The organism is Shewanella amazonensis SB2B (assembly GCF_000015245.1).
Classification (GTDB): Bacteria; Pseudomonadota; Gammaproteobacteria; order Enterobacterales; family Shewanellaceae; genus Shewanella; species Shewanella amazonensis.
This window is the reverse complement of sequence record NC_008700.1, coordinates 2,469,050-2,488,456: the sequence shown is the minus strand read 5'-3', so window position 1 is coordinate 2,488,456 and position 19,407 is coordinate 2,469,050. Positions and strand designations below refer to the sequence as shown.

22 protein-coding genes are annotated in these 19,407 nt (G+C 52.3%); 13 read left to right on the top strand and 9 right to left on the bottom strand.

The window, feature by feature from the left end:
• Window positions 1-87: 87 nt before the first annotated feature.
• Window positions 88-492 (bottom strand): hypothetical protein, encoded by a 405-nt coding sequence (locus SAMA_RS10695; RefSeq protein WP_011760164.1) that lies wholly within the window; start codon window positions 490-492, stop codon window positions 88-90.
• Window positions 493-676: 184 nt separating this feature from the next.
• Between SAMA_RS10695 and SAMA_RS10690 the strand changes: the two genes are divergently transcribed.
• Window positions 677-1,426, top strand: a complete 750-nt coding sequence (locus SAMA_RS10690) for a Nif3-like dinuclear metal center hexameric protein (protein ID WP_011760163.1) — start codon at window positions 677-679, stop codon at window positions 1,424-1,426.
• Window positions 1,427-1,496: 70 nt separating this feature from the next.
• Here the strand turns inward: SAMA_RS10690 and metG are convergent, their stop codons facing one another.
• Window positions 1,497-3,524, bottom strand: coding sequence for a methionine--tRNA ligase (metG, locus tag SAMA_RS10685; protein ID WP_011760162.1), 2,028 nt, complete (start codon window positions 3,522-3,524; stop codon window positions 1,497-1,499).
• A 162-nt stretch (window positions 3,525-3,686) separates the two neighbouring features.
• On the opposite strand from metG, the gene apbC reads away from it, so the two are divergent.
• Genes apbC through SAMA_RS10640 form a run of 9 tightly spaced genes read left to right on the top strand, consistent with a single transcriptional unit; the run spans window position 3,687 to window position 10,688 of the window.
• Entirely contained in the window at window positions 3,687-4,799 is a 1,113-nt protein-coding gene (apbC, locus tag SAMA_RS10680) for an iron-sulfur cluster carrier protein ApbC (RefSeq protein WP_011760161.1), read from the top strand.
• Between the two features lie 12 nt (window positions 4,800-4,811).
• The gene (gene udk / locus SAMA_RS10675; RefSeq protein WP_011760160.1) at window positions 4,812-5,450 is read left to right on the top strand and encodes a uridine kinase; all 639 of its coding nucleotides are present in this window, start codon (window positions 4,812-4,814) and stop codon (window positions 5,448-5,450) included.
• Between the two features lie 30 nt (window positions 5,451-5,480).
• A complete protein-coding gene (gene dcd, locus SAMA_RS10670) occupies window positions 5,481-6,065 on the top strand; it encodes a dCTP deaminase (RefSeq protein ID WP_011760159.1) in 585 nt (194 codons plus the stop codon).
• An 8-nt stretch (window positions 6,066-6,073) separates the two neighbouring features.
• Window positions 6,074-6,964, top strand: coding sequence for an aminodeoxychorismate lyase (gene pabC, locus SAMA_RS10665; protein ID WP_011760158.1), 891 nt, complete (start codon window positions 6,074-6,076; stop codon window positions 6,962-6,964).
• A complete protein-coding gene (gene mltG / locus SAMA_RS10660) occupies window positions 6,961-7,971 on the top strand; it encodes an endolytic transglycosylase MltG (protein ID WP_041409819.1) in 1,011 nt (336 codons plus the stop codon). The genes pabC and mltG overlap by 4 nt, the downstream gene beginning before the upstream one ends.
• The gene (gene tmk, locus SAMA_RS10655; RefSeq protein ID WP_011760156.1) at window positions 7,968-8,594 is read left to right on the top strand and encodes a dTMP kinase; all 627 of its coding nucleotides are present in this window, start codon (window positions 7,968-7,970) and stop codon (window positions 8,592-8,594) included. The genes mltG and tmk overlap by 4 nt, the downstream gene beginning before the upstream one ends.
• 15 nt (window positions 8,595-8,609) lie before the next feature.
• Window positions 8,610-9,524 (top strand): DNA polymerase III subunit delta', encoded by a 915-nt coding sequence (gene holB / locus SAMA_RS10650; RefSeq protein ID WP_011760155.1) that lies wholly within the window; start codon window positions 8,610-8,612, stop codon window positions 9,522-9,524.
• A gap of 3 nt (window positions 9,525-9,527) precedes the next feature.
• Window positions 9,528-9,854: a PilZ domain-containing protein gene (locus SAMA_RS10645; RefSeq protein ID WP_011760154.1), complete on the top strand. Its 327-nt coding sequence runs from the start codon at window positions 9,528-9,530 to the stop codon at window positions 9,852-9,854.
• Between the two features lie 45 nt (window positions 9,855-9,899).
• Window positions 9,900-10,688 (top strand): TatD family hydrolase, encoded by a 789-nt coding sequence (locus SAMA_RS10640; RefSeq protein ID WP_011760153.1) that lies wholly within the window; start codon window positions 9,900-9,902, stop codon window positions 10,686-10,688.
• A 197-nt stretch (window positions 10,689-10,885) separates the two neighbouring features.
• Here the strand turns inward: SAMA_RS10640 and rsmF are convergent, their stop codons facing one another.
• Entirely contained in the window at window positions 10,886-12,289 is a 1,404-nt protein-coding gene (gene rsmF, locus SAMA_RS10635; protein WP_011760152.1) for a 16S rRNA (cytosine(1407)-C(5))-methyltransferase RsmF, read from the bottom strand.
• Between the two features lie 80 nt (window positions 12,290-12,369).
• Here rsmF and SAMA_RS10630 point away from each other — a divergent pair, with 80 nt between their 5' ends.
• Window positions 12,370-13,596, top strand: a complete 1,227-nt coding sequence (locus SAMA_RS10630) for a nucleoside recognition domain-containing protein (RefSeq protein WP_011760151.1) — start codon at window positions 12,370-12,372, stop codon at window positions 13,594-13,596.
• A gap of 71 nt (window positions 13,597-13,667) precedes the next feature.
• Here SAMA_RS10630 and SAMA_RS10625 read toward each other — a convergent pair whose 3' ends face one another.
• The 3 genes from SAMA_RS10625 to SAMA_RS10615 all read right to left on the bottom strand — a co-directional run bounded on the left by SAMA_RS10625 (window position 13,668) and on the right by SAMA_RS10615 (window position 15,730).
• Window positions 13,668-14,456, bottom strand: coding sequence for a ChrR family anti-sigma-E factor (locus SAMA_RS10625; protein WP_011760150.1), 789 nt, complete (start codon window positions 14,454-14,456; stop codon window positions 13,668-13,670).
• Window positions 14,449-15,096: a sigma-70 family RNA polymerase sigma factor gene (locus SAMA_RS10620; RefSeq protein WP_011760149.1), complete on the bottom strand. Its 648-nt coding sequence runs from the start codon at window positions 15,094-15,096 to the stop codon at window positions 14,449-14,451. The genes SAMA_RS10625 and SAMA_RS10620 overlap by 8 nt, the downstream gene beginning before the upstream one ends.
• Before the next feature lie 79 nt (window positions 15,097-15,175).
• Complete coding sequence (locus tag SAMA_RS10615) at window positions 15,176-15,730, bottom strand: LON peptidase substrate-binding domain-containing protein (RefSeq protein WP_011760148.1); 555 nt, start codon at window positions 15,728-15,730, stop codon at window positions 15,176-15,178.
• Window positions 15,731-15,875: 145 nt separating this feature from the next.
• Here SAMA_RS10615 and SAMA_RS10610 point away from each other — a divergent pair, with 145 nt between their 5' ends.
• Window positions 15,876-16,484: a class I SAM-dependent methyltransferase gene (locus SAMA_RS10610; RefSeq protein ID WP_011760147.1), complete on the top strand. Its 609-nt coding sequence runs from the start codon at window positions 15,876-15,878 to the stop codon at window positions 16,482-16,484.
• Here SAMA_RS10610 and SAMA_RS10605 read toward each other — a convergent pair.
• On the bottom strand, window positions 16,477-17,007 hold the full coding sequence (locus SAMA_RS10605) for a lipocalin family protein (protein ID WP_011760146.1): 531 nt from the start codon (window positions 17,005-17,007) through the stop codon (window positions 16,477-16,479). The two genes, SAMA_RS10610 and SAMA_RS10605, sit on opposite strands and share 8 nt — an antisense overlap.
• Before the next feature lie 204 nt (window positions 17,008-17,211).
• On the opposite strand from SAMA_RS10605, the gene SAMA_RS10600 reads away from it, so the two are divergent.
• Window positions 17,212-18,156 carry a chemotaxis protein CheV gene (locus tag SAMA_RS10600; RefSeq protein ID WP_041409818.1) on the top strand — a complete coding sequence of 315 codons (945 nt, stop codon included), beginning with the start codon at window positions 17,212-17,214 and terminating at the stop codon, window positions 18,154-18,156.
• A gap of 92 nt (window positions 18,157-18,248) precedes the next feature.
• Here the strand turns inward: SAMA_RS10600 and SAMA_RS10595 are convergent, their stop codons facing one another.
• Both SAMA_RS10595 and SAMA_RS10590 read right to left on the bottom strand, forming a co-directional pair.
• Window positions 18,249-18,887: a hypothetical protein gene (locus SAMA_RS10595; RefSeq protein WP_011760144.1), complete on the bottom strand. Its 639-nt coding sequence runs from the start codon at window positions 18,885-18,887 to the stop codon at window positions 18,249-18,251.
• The gene (locus SAMA_RS10590) at window positions 18,884-19,243 is read right to left on the bottom strand and encodes a DUF2750 domain-containing protein (RefSeq protein WP_011760143.1); all 360 of its coding nucleotides are present in this window, start codon (window positions 19,241-19,243) and stop codon (window positions 18,884-18,886) included. The genes SAMA_RS10595 and SAMA_RS10590 overlap by 4 nt, the downstream gene beginning before the upstream one ends.
• Window positions 19,244-19,407: the final 164 nt, after the last annotated feature.

Genomic DNA, 19,407 nt, shown 5'->3' with positions numbered 1-19,407 from the left:
GGCTAATTCCGTTAAAATAATTAAAGCCCGGCATTGCCGGGCTCTTTGCTGCGTCCTTGGCCACAGGAGGGGCTTGTAAACGAGCGTCTATTTTACGCCGCGGGGCAGGGTGTTGCCCTTGGCCAGCAGTTGCTGTTTCCAAAGGTCTTTTGGCAGCAGACCGCCTGAGCCTGGGGGAGTCGCGGGTTTGGCTGCAGTTTTGGGAGCCGTTTTAGGTTTGGCGGCGGCCTTGGGCTCGGCCTGTAACTCAGGCTTGGCATTCGCCTTGGGTGCCGCTTTTGCTGCTGGCTCCGGTTTGGTTGCTTTGGGTGCGTTTGCCGCACCGCCGCTGTGTTCAGCCAGCATGGCTTCGAGCTCAGCAAAGCGCAGCGATTTACCACCATCAATTTTGAACCAGCTTCCTTTCTGTTCAATGCTTACCTTACGGCCTTCGGCTTGCTCCAGCGCAGCCTCCAAGGCTGAGATCACCTCTTCTTTGGTCATGTTAGACATATTGATATAACCTGTTGTCGTCTATGGTTGTTTGGGTTACCCGGACATAGTAAAAGCGGATGCCTGTCTTGTCCAATTTTTCACCGGCAAAGACCGGCAGGCACGGCATCGGTTGACCCCAAATTCAGGATCAGTACACTTTGACAGTAACCTCTTGAGAGTTAAGTACAGTGTTGGAGGCGCCATGGAGCGCAGCGTTTTGGGCCAGTATCTGGCCGACTTTTTACAAACCGGAAAATTTAAGGACTACGCCCCCAATGGACTGCAGATAGAGGGCAAGGCGGAGATCCAAATCATAGTCACCGGAGTGACGGCCTGTCAGGCATTGATTGAGCGTGCCATAGAACTCAAGGCCGATGCCATATTGGTTCATCATGGCTTTTTCTGGAAAAACGAGCCGGATGTATTGGTGGGGATGAAACAGCGCCGTATCAAGTCATTGCTGGCACATGATATTAACCTCTTTGGGTATCACTTGCCGCTGGATGCGCACCCCGTGGTTGGGAATAACGCTACCCTTGGCCGCCGCATGGGCATTTTGGATGCAGAGGCGTTTGAAGCCGTTGGCGATGGCTTACTGTGGGGTGGGAGCCTTGATACGGCGTTGAGTGGTGAGGCGTTTGCCGGATTGCTGGCCAAAGTACTGGGACGCGAACCTTTGCACATTGACGCCGATAAGCCAGTACAACGCCTGGCCTGGTGCACCGGCGGTGCCCAGGATTATATCGACCTCGCCGTGAGTTTGGGTGTTGATGCCTTTATCAGTGGTGAAGTATCAGAGCGCACCTTCCACAGCGCCAAAGAGCAGGGCATTCATTATTTTGCTGCGGGTCATCACGCCACTGAGCGCTATGGTATAGAGGCGTTAGGTGAGCATCTTCGCCGCGAATTTGGCCTGACACATCATTTTGTCGATATCGATAATCCGGTTTAAGGCGTTACAATCACGCGCTTGAATATACAAAAAAGGCCGCAATTGCGGCCTTTTCATTTCAACGTTGAGCTTACTTCACCCGCATACCTGGTTTGGCGCCCGCGTGTGGCTCCAGCACAAACAGGTCTTTACCACCGGGGCCAGCGGCCAGCACCATGCCTTCGGACATGCCGAAACGCATCTTACGCGGTGCGAGGTTAGCCACCATCACAGTGAGCTTGCCTTCGAGATCTTCCGGATTATAGGCAGACTTGATACCGGCAAACACCTGACGTACTTCACCGCCGATATCCAGCTGCAGCTTCAGCAGCTTATCGGCTTCTGGCACGGCTTCGGCTTTTTGAATCAGCGCCACACGCAAATCGATTTTAGCGAAGTCTTCGTAGCTGATGGTTTCACTGATAGGGTCATCTGCCAGTGGGCCTGTTTTAACCGGTTCAGCAGTCGCCTGCAGGTTTTCCTTGGAGGCCTCCACCATGGCGGCAACCTTGTCCAGTTCAACCCGTTGCATCATTGGCTTGAACGGGGCAATTTCATGGCCGCTCAAATCGCTGTCAAGACCGTCCCAAGTCAGCTCCATCCTGAAGAAATCTTCCACGTCTTTGGCAAGGCGTGGCAGTACAGGCTTTAAGTAGGTGACCAAAATACGGAACAGGTTCAGTGCGTTGGAGCATACCTGATGGGCTTCTTCCTGCTTGTCGTCCTGTTTCACCAGCTGCCATGGAGCGGCATCGGCCACAAAGCCGTTGGCTACGTCGGCCAGCGCCATGATTTCACGCATGGCTTTACCGTATTCGCGGGCTTCATACAGTTCAGCAATCACGTCCTGCTTGGCGAGGAAGCTGTCAATCAGGCTCTTGTCGGCCACGGCGGCAAGCTTGCCATCGAAGCGCTTGGTGATAAAGCCAGCGGTGCGGGAGGCCAGGTTAACAAGTTTGCCAACCAAGTCGGAGTTCACCCGCTGGGCAAAGTCTTCCAGGTTCAAATCCAGGTCGTCGATACGGGCGCTGAGTTTGGCTGCGTAGTAGTAACGCAGGTACTCAGGATCCAGATGATCCAGATAGGTACGTGCCTTGATAAAGGTGCCCTTGGATTTGGACATCTTGGCGCCGTTTACGGTCACATAGCCGTGGGCGTAAACACTGCTTGGCTGGCGGAAACCTGCGCCGTGCAGCATGGCTGGCCAGAACAGGCTGTGGAAGTAGACGATGTCCTTGCCGATAAAGTGATACACCTCGGCGCTGGAGTCTTTGGCCCAGAACTCATCGAAATTGATATCGCCGCGCTTATCGCAGAAGTTTTTGAATGAGCCCATGTAGCCGATAGGGGCATCCAGCCACACGTAAAAATACTTGCCCGGCGCATCGGGGATTTCAAAACCGAAGTAAGGCGCATCGCGGGTGATGTCCCACTGTTGCAGGCCCTGTTCGAACCATTCGTCCAGCTTGTTGGCCATTTCTGACTGCAGTGCACCTGAGCGGGTCCATGCTTTGAGCATGCCTTCAAACGCAGGCAGGTCGAAGAAGAAATGCTCAGTCTCTTTCATTACCGGGGTGGCACCACTCACGGCAGAGCGCGGGTTAATCAGCTCGGTTGGGCTGTAGGTTGCACCGCAAGCATCGCAGTTGTCGCCATACTGATCTTCAGACTTACACTTGGGGCAGGTGCCCTTAACGAAGCGGTCCGGCAGGAACATCGATTTTTCAGGGTCGAACAGCTGAGAAATTGTCTTGCTCTTGATGTAGCCGCCATCACGAAGTTTCAGATAAATCTCGCTCGCCAGTGCGCGGTTTTCGTCGCTGTGGGTGCTGTGATAGTTGTCAAAGGCCACGTTGAAGTCAGCGAAGTCCTGCTGATGCTCAACGTTGACCTGGGCAATCATCTCTTCGGGAGCCATGCCCAGCTGTTGTGCCTTGAGCATGATAGGCGTGCCATGGGCATCGTCGGCGCAAATATAGTGGCACTCATGGCCGCGCAGTTTCTGAAAACGTGACCAGATATCGGTCTGGATGTATTCCAGCATGTGCCCCAAATGGATTGGGCCGTTGGCATAGGGAAGGGCGCTGGTGACAAGGATTTTACGTTGTGAATTGGCCATCTTTACTCAAAATCGTGTTGGTCCCGAAATAATTGGCTTAGATACTAACCGATGCGCGCGTTATTTTCACCAAATGCCTGTGCAATTGAGTTATTTGTGCACGCATCTTTTTGGCAATATCTGATACACTTGGGCAAATTTTTGCGGGGGAGGTAATACTGGGTGTTAACTGAGCACAATTATCGACTGGAAGAGCCACTGAAGTCTGCCGTGTTATCTGTGTTGGAGGCCCATGTGGAGCCGCTGCTTGGTAAAGGATTGGTCAGTGCAGGCATGGTGCAAAAACTGGCCTTGAACGGCCGTCGGCTTGAACTTGGATTGGTTTATCCTTACCCCTGCCAAACCACTTACAAAGATACCGTAATGACATTGACCAAGGCGCTGGCCAAGCTTGATGTTATCGACGAAGTTGAGTGTGAAATCGATCTGCAAGTCCCTGCCAATGCGGGAAATACCAATGCAGCGCCTATTCCCAACGTCAAAAACGTCATTGCCGTAGCCTCGGGCAAGGGCGGGGTGGGCAAGTCCACCACCGCCGTAAATCTTGCATTGGCACTGGCAGCCGAAGGCGCTAGCGTAGGCATTTTGGATGCCGACATTTACGGTCCTTCCGTGCCCTTGATGCTGGGTGTGCCCGATTTTAAACCTGTGTCCCCCGATGGCAAAATGATGACCGCCGCCAACGCCCACGGGATTGCCGCCCAGAGTATCGGTTTTATTCTCGACGACGAGCAGGCTGCCGTTTGGCGCGGTCCAATGGCCGCTGGTGCCCTGGTGCAGTTGGTGAATGAAACCAGTTGGCCTGAGCTCGATTATCTGGTGGTGGATATGCCGCCGGGCACGGGAGATATTCAGCTGACGTTGTCTCAAAAGGTGCCGGTAAGCGGCGCCGTTGTGGTTACCACGCCTCAGGATATCGCCACGCTCGATGCCAAAAAGGGCATCAGTCTCTTCAATAAGGTCAACATTCCAGTCATTGGGATAGTTGAAAACATGAGTTTCCACCTGTGTCCGAGCTGCGGACACAAAGAACACCCCTTTGGTACCCTGGGCGGCAGTAAAATTGCTGAGCGCTATCATGTACCGCTGCTTGGCGCGTTGCCCTTAAACATCGCCATCAGGGAAGGAATGGATGCAGGTAATCCCTCTGTGGTTGCCGAGCCTTCGGGTGAAATTGCCGCTATTTACCGGGAAATAGCGCGGAAAGTGGGTGCCAGTCTTGCAAAGACGGGACCCCAGACCGGTGTATCCATTAGCATTTCGGACGATGAGTAAGGTTTTAAGTATATGAATTCGCAGCAATGTGTCATTATTGGTATTGCAGGGGCCAGTGCATCGGGCAAGAGCCTTATCGCAAAAACCATATATGAAGAGTTGTGCCGTGATTTGGGCACTGATCAGATAGGTGTAATAGCAGAAGATGCCTATTATCGCGATCAGAGCCATCTGTCCATGGAAGAGCGGGTAAAAACCAATTATGACCACCCCAAGGCCATGGACCATGAATTGTTGGCGCAGCATCTGCGAAGCCTGAAAGAAGGTGACTCGGTGGAGATCCCGGTATACAGCTACACAGAGCATACCCGGATGAGCGATACCCGCACCATGACGCCCAAGAAGGTGATTATCCTCGAAGGCATCTTGCTGCTGACCGACCCGCATCTGCGTGATCTGATGGATGCCTCGGTATTTATGGATACACCACTGGATATTTGTTTCCTGCGCCGTTTGACCCGTGACGTTGCTGAGCGTGGCCGTACCATGGAATCGGTCATCAGCCAGTACCAAAAGACGGTAAGGCCGATGTTTTTGCAGTTTATTGAACCGTCCAAGCAATATGCCGACATCATTGTGCCCCGTGGTGGTAAAAACCGTATTGCCACTGATATCCTCAAGGCACGTATTCAGCACCTGTTGGCAAAATAAAAACATAAAACTCAGGGAGATAAAGGCAAGATGCGATTGACAGACTTTGAAATTGAGCAGGCCCTCGACGCCGGAACCATCCTTATTGAGCCTCGGCCAAGCAATGATGCTATCAGCGGCGTCAGTGTGGATGTGCGCCTGGGGAACCAATTTCGGGTATTTCAGGATCACACGGCACCCTTTATCGATCTGAGCGGACCCAGTGCCGAGGTGCAGGCGGCGCTGGACCGGGTCATGAGCGACAAGATTGATATCAAAGACGGCAATGCTTTTTTCCTACACCCGGGGGAACTGGCGCTTGCCGTGACCCTGGAAAGTGTGACTCTGCCGGCGGATATCGTGGGTTGGCTCGATGGCCGTTCATCCCTGGCTCGCTTAGGTTTGATGGTCCACGTAACTGCCCACCGTATCGACCCGGGCTGGCAGGGTAAAATCGTGCTCGAATTCTACAACAGTGGTAAGTTGCCGCTGGCGCTGCGACCTGGCATGACCATAGGTGCGCTTAACTTTGAACGTTTGAGCGGCCCCGTGTCCCGCCCCTATAACAAGCGTAAAAACGCCAAGTACAAGGATCAGCAGGAAGCGGTGGCCAGCCGCATCAGCCAGGACTCCTGAGTCTGCCCATGGCCATCTTGACCATGGAAAGCGGTAAGGGCAAGGCGACTGCCAGGCTCAACTGGCTCGATTTAACCCTGGAGTCTACTGAGTCCGCACATGCTCAGAGCATTTCCCCAATGGACAGAGGCCTCGCCTATGGCGATGGCCTTTTTGCCACCATGGCGCTGACACCCACAGGGGACGTCGCTTTTCTCGATACCCACTTATCTCGCTTACACCAGGGCGCGTGCCGTCTGGGCTTTGTGCTGGATCTCAAGGATATAAAGAGTAGGCTCGTGCTGGCCGCGAAGGCCCAAGCTAACCAGCAAACCCCGAGAGGCCTGAAGCTCCTTATCAGCCGCGGACCCGGTGGCCGCGGCTATCAGGCACCCGATGACGCGAGCCCCATAGCCGTACTGAGCGCCTTTGATGTTCCGGCCCATTACCGCGAGTGGCAACGTAAAGGCATTTGCCTCTTCTCCAGTGAACTGCAGCTGGCCAAACAGCCAAAGCTTGCGGGAATGAAACATCTTAATCGTCTTGAGCAGGTGCTTATTCGCACTCAGCAGATGCCGGACTGGGCACAGGATTTTCTGGTGTCAGACACGGATGGCGCCCTGATAGAAGCGTCCATGGCCAACCTGATTTTTATCACAGGTGGTACCGCATACACGCCTTATCATGCCTTTGCCGGTGTCTCGGGCGTGATGCGCGAGCAGATAATTCACGCCTTGCTGGAACGAGGCTACAGGGTGGTGGCCGATAAGCTTGACCCAGATATGTTGGTAAAGGCGCAGGCTGTCATCATGTGCAACAGTTTGCTTGGGCTGGTGGATGTGGTGCGTATCGATAACTTTCATTATCAGGTTTTTACTGAAAGCCAGAGCATTCGCGATGCGCTGGAATTGAATTTATGAAGAGAATTCTCATTGGGATAGTTGGGGCGATTATGTCCCTGACTTTGCTCGGCGCCGCTACGGCGTTATGGGGTATGAAAGAGCTTGAAACCTTTGCCAACAGGCCTCTGATGCTTGAGCAGGCGAGGGAGCTGGAACTCAATCGGGGAACCAATGCCCGCGCATTGGGCAAAGAGTTGGTTGAGCAGGGACTCCTTGAAGGCTCATGGCATTACGATTGGTATCTGCGATTAAATCCCGCCATGGCGGGCATTCGTCAGGGGTTGTACGAAATCACCCCAGGCGACACGGTCAAGTCACTGCTTGAAAAGCTCATCAGCGGTAAAGTGAAGGACTTCGCAATCACTTTGGTTGAAGGCCAAACGCTGCGGGAATGGCAGGCTAAGCTGGAAACTGCCCCCAGGCTGAATTGGGACGCGGATGTTTTCCATAAGGTTCTCAAGGCGAACGGTGATGATTCCGGATTGCCGGAAGGGAAATTTTTTCCCGATACCTACAGCTATCCTGCCAACCAGGATGTGGAAACGCTGCTTACCCAGAGCTACCTGAAGATGCAGCAAGAGCTGGCAGCGGCCTGGCAGGTCAGAGCTCCCGATTTACCTCTGGCGAGCGCCTATGAGCTGCTTATCCTGGCGTCCATTATAGAGAAAGAGACCGGCAAGGCCGAGGAGCGCCCCTTGATTGCTGCGGTGTTTATCAACCGGCTGCGAAAGGGAATGCGACTGCAGACAGACCCCACGGTGATTTATGGCATGGGAACGCGCTTTAACGGCAATATCACCCGTAAAGATCTGCGTGAGGATACGCCCTTCAACACCTATCGCATTCAAGGACTGCCACCTACGCCTATTGCGGCACCCGGACGTGAAGCCTTGATGGCGGCGGCACAACCGGCACAATCAGATTATCTTTACTTTGTGTCCAGAAACGATGGCAGCCACGTATTTTCCCGCACACTCGCTGAACACAATCGCGCAGTAAACCAATTTCAGAGAAAACAAAAATGACGCAGAATCCCGGTAAATTCATTGTGATTGAGGGGCTTGAAGGCGCAGGTAAGTCCAGTGCCATCACACTGGTACATGACTTTATCGAGAAGCACACCGGCATGGCACCAGTGTGCACACGGGAGCCCGGTGGCACGCCGCTGGCGGAAAAAATCCGCGACCTTGTGAAAAATGCCGAGCCTGGCGATCCTCTCTGTGATGAGGCCGAATGTTTGCTGTTTTACGCGGCCCGTGCTCAGTTGGTGGCAAACGTCATCAAGCCCTCGCTGGCATCGGGTCGTTGGGTACTGGGAGACAGACACAATCTATCGTCCATCGCTTATCAGGGCGGTGGCCGCGGGTTGATGTCTTTGGTCAAAACCATCAGTGACGCCACCCTGGGCGGATTTAAGCCGGATCTGACGCTTTATCTCGATATAGATCCCTTGCTGGGACTGGAGCGCGCTGCCCGTCGCGGCGCTCTGGACAGGATAGAGCAACAGGAAATTGACTTTTTTCACCGCGCACGAGCGACCTTTCTTGCTCAGGCGAGGGATGACAGCTCCATAGTGGTAATTGACGCTTCCAAGCCGCTTAACGAGGTACACAAGGACATTCTTGCCTGCTTAAGCACAGCCCTGTAGAGGGCAAGGAGACCTATGACTGCCATTCCCTGGCTTTCCCAGCCTTTGGCCGATTTTACGGCGCTGCTAACCGCCGGGCGCATGCCCCATGCGGTGTTGGTGGGTGTGGATGAAGGGCTGGGCGCATCGATGCTGGTTAATCAACTTGCCCAAACAGCACTCTGCACCTCTCCCAATGTGTCTGGACCCTGTGGCCAATGTAAAAGCTGTCAGTTATTCAGTGCGGGAAATCATCCGGATTTTTACCCCATCAAAGCCGATGGGACTCAAATTAAAATCGATCAAATCCGTGAACTCATTGCCCGTCTTTCGAGCACCGCCCAGCAAGGTGGCAGGCGGGTAGCCATCATTGAAGCGGCTGAGCGCATGAATACCGCGTCTGCCAATGCGCTGTTGAAAACCCTGGAAGAGCCAGGTGCCAACACCCTGATTTTATTGCACAGTAACACGCCTGCACGCTTGCTTCCCACCTTGCAGAGTCGCTGTCAAAAGTTGGCGTTTGTGGCACCTAACCAACGCCAGATCGCGGCCTGGCTGGCTCAGCAGGGGCTTGGCACAGACGCTCTCTGGTGTTTGCCTGTGGTGGGTGGCCCCATCAAATTGGCAGAGTACTTGCAAAACAATTACATAAGCGTACTTGAAAACATCAGAAAAGATTGGCGAAGCAGTTTGTCGACGGGCCATCTGTGTGCTAGCTTGAAAGAAATTGCCGAAGACCAAATAACTGATGCTCTTAAGGTTTTGTACGTTGAATTGATGGCCTACCTCGCTGCAGCAGCAAAAGAGGATCCGCTTTTGGCATCACGGCTGGCAGGATTGGCTGGTGAAGTTATGAGCGTTTGTCATACGTTAAGTACTATGCCGAGCGTCAATTATCTGGCACTATGTCAAAAGATTGTTTCAGAATATCAGAGAATAAAAGAAAACTAGCCTATGGTAGATCTGGTGGTTAACTTCGATACCCTGCATCAGCTGTATCGTGCCTATATGCCTTTTATCAAGCCGGCGGGGCTCTTTGTTTCCACCAGCGAAAGCCATTTTCTTGGGCAGGAAATGACAGTGGCTTATCGACTCCCGGGTGCCACCACGGTGCATCAACTCAAGGGCATAGTGGTTTGGATAAACCCTGTCGGAGCCTCCGGTGGTCGTCCTCCCGGCGTTGGTCTCAAAATCGTTTCCGATGCCGATACCCACAAGCATCATATCGAAAATCTGCTTTCCAGAGAGCTCGCGTCCGCCGATTTGACCTGTACCATGTAGGCCGCTATCCTTGCCATCTTTTTCACTATTGGCAGGATCCTCACTTTGCTTATCGATTCCCATTGTCACCTCGACAGATTAAAAGCCGCCCCCTGTGATGCGTCTTTGGCAGATATGCTCAAAGGCGCCAAGGAGAGGGGTGTTGACTATGTGCTCTGTGTCAACGTCCGTCAGAAGGGATTTGAATCCATGTGTGCCAGGGTCGAGCAATTTGACAATGTGTTTCTGTCCAGTGGCGTGCATCCATTGGATGTAAAAGAAGGCCTGGATCTGAACGAGCTCAAAGAGTTTGCGGCCCATCCCCGGGTGGTGGCTATTGGTGAAACCGGCTTGGATTACTATTACGCCGATGACAGTCGCGAGTTGCAAATGCAGTGTTTTGAGCAGCAAATCGCGCTGGCCCGTGATGTTAATAAGCCACTGATTGTTCATACCCGGGATGCCCGCGAAGATACCATCAGACTCCTGAAAGAGGGCGGTGCCGATACCGTGGGTGGGGTGCTGCATTGTTTTACCGAAAACTGGGAAATGGCCAAGGCAGCCATGGATCTGGGCTTTTATATTTCGGTATCCGGGATAGTGACCTTCAAAAATGCTGCCGAGCTCAGGGACGTAATCCGCAAGGTACCCAAGGACCGTCTGCTGGTTGAAACTGACTCACCTTATTTGGCACCGGTTCCTCATCGTGGTCAGGAAAACCAACCCGCCTATGTTCGCGATGTCGCTGAATTTGTGGCAGAACTGCGTGGTGAAAAATTCCCCGAACTTGCTGAGTTCACCACGAATAACTTCTTTACCCTCTTTAAGGATGCTGCCCGTTTGGCTGGTCGCTGATTGGCAGATAAAAAAAGGCCCAAAACTATTCCAATTGTTTTGGGCCCAGGGGAATGGCTCATAAAGAGCCGTGCGCTATTCGGTCGCAAAAGGGGATTAAAGAACACTGTCACTGAGTGTAGAACAGCATTTCAGCGTTTGCTGAAATTTTAAGCAAAAATTTTTCACCGCAGCCACACAGCATGCGGTTAAAGATTTCAGTTCTGCACGTTGTCGCGGCAAAGATCCCTCGGCAAGCTATTTTTAAGCTTATTTCCCAGATGCTTGGCAATGCCCAGCGGTGCACCATGCAGTGAAAGAATTTTTTCGCCCTGCGCCTTCCCTGCGTTATCCAGCGCGATATCTCGCCCCATCAGATACTGCTTTGCCGCCTCAGGTTCAATTGACAGCATCTGATTGCAAGGCAGCGCCATCACTGCTTCATGGCGGACCTTGATGCCGTGCTTTTGCGTTTCTGCCAGCCGTATGCCAATCCGTTGAAAACGCATTTTAGTGAGCAGGCCGTCTAAGGGCGCCGGCATTAACCAAAACTCGCCATCCCGGGTCACTATCACAGCATCTTCCGGCAGAGACACACCCAAGGCCAACATCGCCTCTTCAAGGGCGCTTAGCTCTTTGCGGTTGGCTGCAACAAAAGGAAACTTGCTCACAAACCTGGGGTCGTCCGTATTTCTTGCTACGCTGGCGGTTTTTCGAATACGGGCGACAAAAAAGCCTTCGCTGTCGTAAATTTGCGGCCAGATGTGTAAAAAGCCCTCTTCCGTGAGTGCCTTGTCTGCACCTTTAAAAAGGTCATTCAGGGATTCAAAGACCACAGCATCGCCGTAGCGCTCTTTTAAAAAGTGGCAAACGTCTTCATTCTCGCGGCGGTTCAATGTGCAGGTTGAGTACACCAGCACACCACCGGGTTTCAGTGCCTGAAAAGCAGAGTCAATCAAGTCACGCTGCAGTTCCGCAATGGCTTCAATTTCGTCAGGACACCAGTTTTTGAGACTCAAGGGATCCTTACGAACCGTGCCTTCGCCACTGCAGGGGGCATCCAGTTGAATCGCATCCAGCGTCTCGTATAAATGCGCCCCAAAAACCCTGCCATCAAATTGGGTGATGGCCACATTGGCAACACCCATTCGCTGTAAATTGGCGTGTAATGCCTTGGTGCGGGACGCCGAATACTCGTTGGCGATGATAAGCCCCTGATTGTGCATCAGTGCGGCCAGCTGGGTGGTTTTTGAGCCAGGAGCCGATGCTACGTCCAGCAAGAGTTGCCTTGGCTCTTTGTCCATAAACAGTGCGCAAGGCGGCATCATGGAACTGGCTTCCTGAATGTAAAACAGGCCCTGATAGTGCTCGGTTAAATTGCCCGGCTGGCAGTCGTCGGGCACTGTTACCCAAAAACCGTCTTCACACCAGGGCACTGGTTCAAATTGCCAGCCACGGGGCTCAAGTATGGCACGAAGCGCGTCCGATGTGATTTTCAGGGTATTGACCCGGATAGACAGGCGCAGGGGCAAGCCACAATAGTGGACGAAATCATCCATAGACAGATGTGGCGGCATTTCTTGCGCAATGCTATTGATAAATTTTTGATTTAATTGAACCATAACGCGACATAGCTTAAAGCGAATGGCGGGAGTATATCAGAAATCCCTCGTCAGTGGCCGGAGGAATTGGGGGACAAGGTGTGCTGAATCGGGTATGGCTGGTATTTTTTGCGGTAAGCCTTCTGGCAATTCTGCTGAGGTTGTTTCAGGGCGATACTGCGGTCCTTGCCGCTTCGGTTGAAGGATTGTTTGCCAGCGCCAAACTGGCGGCTGAGATTGCGCTGGGGTTGATAGGGGTGCTTGCTCTTTGGATGGGCTTGATGAGAGTGGGTGAAAAAGCCGGCATGGTTTCTCTGCTTGCGCGATGCACAGAGCCTTTGCTTTGCAAACTTATGCCTGAGGTTCCCCGCGGTCACAAGGCCTTTGGCAGCGTTACCATGAATCTCACCGCCAATGTATTGGGCCTGGATAATGCCGCCACTCCATTGGGGCTGAAAGCCATGCAGGATTTGCACAGTGTCAATCCCAATAAAGAAACGGCGAGCAATGCCCAGATCTTGTTTCTGGTGCTCAATACCTCCTCGGTGACTCTTGTTCCAGTCACCGTGTTTTTATACCGGGCGCAACAGGGGGCGGCGTCCCCAGCCGATGTATTTTTACCCATTTTACTCGCTACAACGGCTTCGACTCTGGCGGGCTTATTGGCGGTGGCCCTGGTGCAACGGCTGGCGTTGTTCTCTCTGGTGGTGCTCGGCTACGGGGCTTTGATTTTAGGCAGTTTGTCGGCACTGGTGTTCTATCTTGCAACGCTCGCCGCTGACGAGATTGCCAGGGTGTCCGGTGTCATCGGCAATGGCGTGCTGTTGATGCTGGTATTTTTGTTTATTCTCGGCGCTGCCTGGCGACGGGTGGCTATTTACGATGAGTTTGTTGAAGGTGCAAAAGAAGGTTTTGCGCAGGCGATTAAGCTGATTCCTTTTCTGCTGGCCATGCTGCTGGCAATTGGGCTGTTACGTGCATCGGGGGCACTGGATTATCTGTTATCTTTGCTGGCCGCCATGGTAAATGCCCTGGGCGGTGATACCCGGTTTGTGGATGCCATGCCCACGGCGCTGATGAAACCGTTCAGTGGCAGTGGCGCCAGGGCAATGATGCTGGAGACCATGGCCCATCATGGCGTGGACTCCTTTGCCGGACGACTGGCGGCAGTACTTCAGGGCTCCACCGAAACGACCTTTTATGTGCTGGCAGTGTATTTTGGCGCTGTTGGGATCAAATACAGTCGCCATGCTGTGGGCTGTGCTCTGGTTGCCGACTTGGCGGGGATCCTGGCTGCGATTGGTGTGTGTTACTGGTTTTATGGCTGATTTTATCGGTCAAACAATAAAGCGGGCTTTTGCCCGCTTTATTATTGGTCGCCAATAGTGCGCTGACTGTATCAGTAAATCAGCTCTCCTATGGGATTAAGCAGCTTGGATAATCCCTTGGTGAAGTGCAGCGGTGCATCGACCACTGTGTAACACAGACAGCCATCAAGTGTCTTGGGCGTGTGTTGGTGGCGGGTATCGGTCACCATAAAGTCTCCCGGTGCATAGTCTCCCATTTCATCGCTGAAGTGGCCATGAAGCAGCAGGGTGATTTCCTGCCCCTTATGAGTGTGTTCTGGAATTTCGCCGCCAGCGGCGATGTGCAGCAGGCTGGATCTGGCTTTACCGTCCCGGGTATCCAAACGCATACGGCTTACCTGACCAATACCACTCCAGGAGGAAGCCAGCGCAGGGTTTGCAATAAAAGGCCTGAATGCTTTAGGCAAGGAATAACTGACACCCTTCACCTCCGTTGCCAGCAAGACAGCATTGCCGGCGGTTGCGGATATCTGCGCAGCATTTGCTGCCGGAGTGGCAGTAATGGCGTCAAAGAGTGAGTCAAGGCTGTTATCCTGACTTTCCCAAGAGATATCCCAAGCGCTATCCAAAGCGGATACACCTGATTGGTCAATGTGCCCCTCAGACGCACTTTTACTGATTACACCACTGGGTGCAGCCTCGCTTGTTTGGTCGGGAAGGGGCAGGTGATGCATAGCCAATTTATGCTGAAAATGCTCCACTTTTGCTGCGCAGGTGGGGCAAAGTTCACAGTGTGCGCTGAGCGCAATCGCCAGACCAAGCACAGTTTCGCCGGCAGCATGGGTAAGCAACATCTCGTCGCTGGGGTGATGTTTAATCATGATGTTTCTCCAGCAGGCTTTTCAGTTTCTCAAGGCCCAGGCGCAATCTGGACTTGATGGTACCCAAGGGAACGCCGAGTCGGTCGGCCAGTTCCTGTTGGCTGAGTTCCTGAAGATATATGCCTTGAACCACCTCACGTTGGAGCTTGGGTAGCTTTGAAAGATATTGGTTAAGCAATGCGTCCAACTTATGGTCGCCATGGTCGCCCGCATGGGTATCGACATCGAATAAAGGCCAAATGTCGTCACCAAAGGCATCTTCCCGGTTGTGTTGGACCCGTCTGAGCATGTCAAAACACTGATTTCGCATGATGGCGTACACCCAGGTACTGACATTTCCCCGATCGGTATCGAAAAGATGCGCTTTGGTCCATACCGTGGTGAGGGTTTCCTGCACCAAGTCCATTGCGAGACCTTGTTGCGAAAGACGCGACAGCCCAAAGGATCTGACCTTGGGGCCAAAATGATCAAACAGGGCGCGGAAGGCCGATTTGTCCCTGTTATTGGCTACCGCCACCAACCAGTGGCGCAATGTTTCTTCACTGATATCTGGCTTTGAATCCTGCATACCTTTGATATTGATAGGAGACGAGCTTCTATCATAGTGGGATCCGTGCTGATTTTGCCTGAAAATTTGCATGTTTTTGCTCGTTTGTTGGCGTTTTCATAAAGCAAGGTTGGCTGCGTAAAACAAGTTACGTAGCCGGGACACGGTCGGATCACTCTTTTTCAATAATTTGTTCCAGCAGAGCAAGCGCCATATCCGGTGAGTCCTGTCGATAACACTGCTGCTTATGTACCAGCGCTATGGGCAGTAGTTCCAACCAACGTTGGCATACCCAGGTGAGGTCGTTAAAATCAGCGGTTTGATTCAGGTTTTGCTGCTGAGGGAAAGCATGCATCACCTCCTCAAGCCTTTGAGAAAGCAGCAGATGATCTTTGTTTACTTTGCTAGGCTCCCACGGAGAGAGAATGCGTGCCTCACCCCGCTTTAATCCATCTGATTCACTGTGCCATGAAAGAATTTCGATACGCTCTATCCCGGCGATGCTTATTCCAAGTAAGCCGTCATCGAGGGCTTCGAAGTCAATAATTTCAACCCGCGTAGCAACGGGCATAGGCTCGTTATTTTCCCCTAACATACACAGACCAAATCCCATACCCGAGCTAAGCGATTCGCTCACCAGGCGCTTGTACCTGGGCTCAAAAATCCTCAGTTTGGTGAAACCACCGGGCAGCAGACAAATGGGTAAAGGAAAAAGGGCCAGTTGCATAAGGGCTCCAGAGTAAACTTTTCTGGCTGACATTACGTAATAGAGCGACAAGGGGATCACTTGAGCGTAGCGACAAACCCGGTTTGCAGTGTCACCGGCGCTGCCAGTGAGGGCATTTATCAAAATCACATGACGAAGAGATGCTATGAAACTGAATCAAAATGAAAAGGCAGTTGTTACTTCCAAAGGCAGGGCTTGGATCCAATCCACATTGGAAGCCAGGCTACTACAAAGCCTCTTTCCCAAAGACCTGCCAGTGTTGGAACGGGCACTGGAAATTGGCTGTGGCAGTGGAAACGGCATGGAATTTCTGAAACATCGCCTCAATGCCCGGCAAGTCATCGCCATGGATTTGGACGAAGAGATGTTGGCCCTCAGTGCAAAGCGTTGGCAGGGAAACGATTGGGCCTTTTTCACCGAGGCGAATGCCTGTCAGATGCCCTTTGATGAAACGGCGTTTGATTTGGTTGTTGAGTTTGCGGTGTTCCATCATGTGCCGGATTGGCAGGGGGCCCTGGCTGAGGTGGCCAGGGTGCTTAAACCCGGCGGCTACTTTTTGTATTGGGATCTGTACCGGTTTGCCATCTGTAACCCAATCAGTCGCAGGTTATTTGAACATCCGATGGAAAACCGGTTTTCTCACCGTGAGTTTACAGCAGAGCTTGAGCGTCTGGGATTGGAATGTCGCCAGAGTCGCGAGCTTCCGGCAATGGCCGGTATGGGCTTGTTTCAAAAAGCGGCGGCCATCACTTAGCCGAACCGTCAAGCCACACAAGGGTGTCAGGGTTGACGCCAAGAGCCCGGATTTTATCGGTAAAGTAAACCCGTTCTTCGTCTGTGAGAGAGGGTTCCCTTGATAACAGCCACAGGTAATCGAAGGAATTGCCACTCACCAGTGCTGTGCGGTATTGTCCATCTGCGTTTCGACTCGCTGCCAGTATTTGATAGTCGCCATAAAAGGGGCCAAAGAAAGACACTTCCAATCGTCCCTCATCAGACGCCCCCTCAAATCGCGCTTTTCCAACAGCCTGCTTCCAACGCTGCTCCGCTGCCGAGTAGCCGCGGTTTATTACCATGATATGGTCGCCTTCCTGTCGATACTCAGCAGTGACCTGGCTTAAGCCTTTTTCGAAGCGATTTTCCATTCGTGCAATTTCATGCCAGGTGCCCAGGTATTGTGTTACTTCAAAATCCTGAATTACCGGCAGTCGTTGACTGCTGCAGGCTGAAAGCCAATAAATCATGATGATGCTGATTAGAAATAGGCGCCAATTCATATTCGTTCCTCTGGTAACTGGTAAATCCCCTGATACGTAAATCGGTGTGAAAAGATCACTCCGGGCGCTTTATCCATCCCCAATATTGCGCCAGAGCATGGTTGATGAAAACTGAAACGCCTATAATTTAACGTGTTGAATAAATTACCCGGCTGCTCTTTTGTGATAGTGGGCGCCGCAGAACATCATCGAGAGACCGCGTTTATGGCCAAAATATTGGAAACTGTCGATCAGCGTACCCAACTGGTAGGGGAGAATCGGCTTGAGCTGTTGCTGTTTCGGCTGAATTCCACACAACTTTTTGCCATCAATGTGTTTAAAGTCAAAGAGGTGGTTAAGCTGCCCCCGCTTAATGCCATGCCGGGCTCCCATCCCAGTATCAGCGGTGTGGCCAATATTCGGGGTGTTTCCATACCAGTGATTAATCTGCGTCAGGCCATAGGTTTTCAGCCCATGCCGGCTGAGGCCGATGCGAATCTTATCATCACCGAATATAACCGCTCGGTGCAGGGCTTTTTGGTGGGGAAGGTTGAACATATCGTCAATATGACCTGGGGCGATATAATGCCGCCGCCCAAAACGGCCGGGCGCAATAACTATCTCACCGCGATTACCCGCCTTGACTATCAGGGGGTGTCAAATCTGGTCTCCATCATCGATGTGGAGAAAGTTCTTGCCGAAATTATCCACTACGATGTGCGTTTATCTGAAGGGGTGTTGGATGAATCGCTGCTTGCAAAAATGCCTGGGCACAAACTCCTGGTGGTGGACGATTCTGCCACCGCCCGCAAACAGGTGAAGGAAACTCTGGGTCAGTTGGGCATTGAAATACTTGAGGTGAGTGACGGACGAGAGGCGCTGGAGCTATTGAAAGGCTGGGCTGACGAAGGGATGAATGTGCCCAAAGAGCTTTTGATGATGATAACCGATGCCGAAATGCCTGAAATGGATGGTTATAAGTTGACCTTTGAAGTCAGAAACGACCCGCGCCTGAAAGACCTCTACATTACCCTCAACACGTCACTCAGCGGCAGTTTTAATAATGCCATGGTGGAAAAAGTGGGCTGTGATCAGTTTATCTCCAAGTTCCAACCCGACAGGTTGGTTGAAGTGGTTCAGGACAGACTGCGCAACGTCATCAAGGCGTAACTTAGCAAGCGTTTACCCAGTGCTGAATATGCGGATTTTTTTCCGCCGCCAGCGGCTACTTCCTATATGGCAGGAAGCTGTGTTGGGTTCACTCAGAGCTGTGCTTCATCCTCTTTGATTTCTCTCAAAAACTGCTTTTTTTCTTTGGCGCTCGCCACCCGATAGAGGTTCGCGAGCCTTAACGCATACCCAAAACGGTCGCGCCCAAGGATTTTTACCAGTGCACATAAAAAAGCTTCATCCAGGCCTTGAGTCTGACTGAAGTGGTGCGCTGCGGCATTGAGGCTGGAAAAGGTGAGGCCACCGTGCTCAAAGCCGATGTCAGTCACACTTTCTTCAACAGGAAGTCCATTGACCGTCAGGGGCCAACCGCGTGCATTAATACGGTCACGGGCCACCTCGTACATAAACCAGGCGCTTTTTTTAAAACCGCCGAGAATTTTGCAGTCAAACCCTGAGTCTTCCAGCTCTTCCCTGGTCCAGTTACTGCCGATAGCCAGGTGTTTGGCATAACGCTTAAGGAGGGTGTCTTTTACATAGAGTCGATACTCGTAAAGGCTGTCGAGCTCGCGGGTATTGGCAATCTGTTTACATTCACGGCAGACGGGGAGAGCCACCGCTGACGTTTGTGGGCTGACAAATGTAAAGAGCCCTCCAGCGGGCTCTTCGCAAAACCAGCAGAGATGCCTCTTATCGAAAGGCGTCTCTGTCAGTGCAACCTCTTTGCTCACTCGGCTTCAATCTCGGCGAGATCCTGAGCCAAATCGATAGGGTCAACTTCCATACAATCTTCGTTGGCTTCCCAGTCAACGCCGATGAGTACGCCATCGTGATTCAGATCTTCAACCCAATACTCGAGAAACTCGACCAGGGAAATGGCGGTGGCTTTGTAATCGGCCCATTCGTCACAGCAATGCTTTTGTGCATTGGCTTCGCTGGACCACAAAGGCATGACGTCTGTGTCCTCGTACTCACTGGAATCACAGACTACCCAGCCTTCGCCATCGGCATCCATCAGGCCCCAAAGCAACTGGGACTCTTTGATATTGTCAATAAAACTGCTGAGTTTTGGATTCATGTCGGTCATAGTTGGTTCTCTGCATTAGATGTTCGCTTGATTATATGCGATGGTCTCGCAAACCCAAGGATTTTCTCTATTTTGATGCGGCTTTAGCCACAGAGTTGCAGAAAAATAGCCTGTCGGTTGCCTTGCGTCGCCCCTTGGTGCACGATGATGGCTCGCCTGAGTTC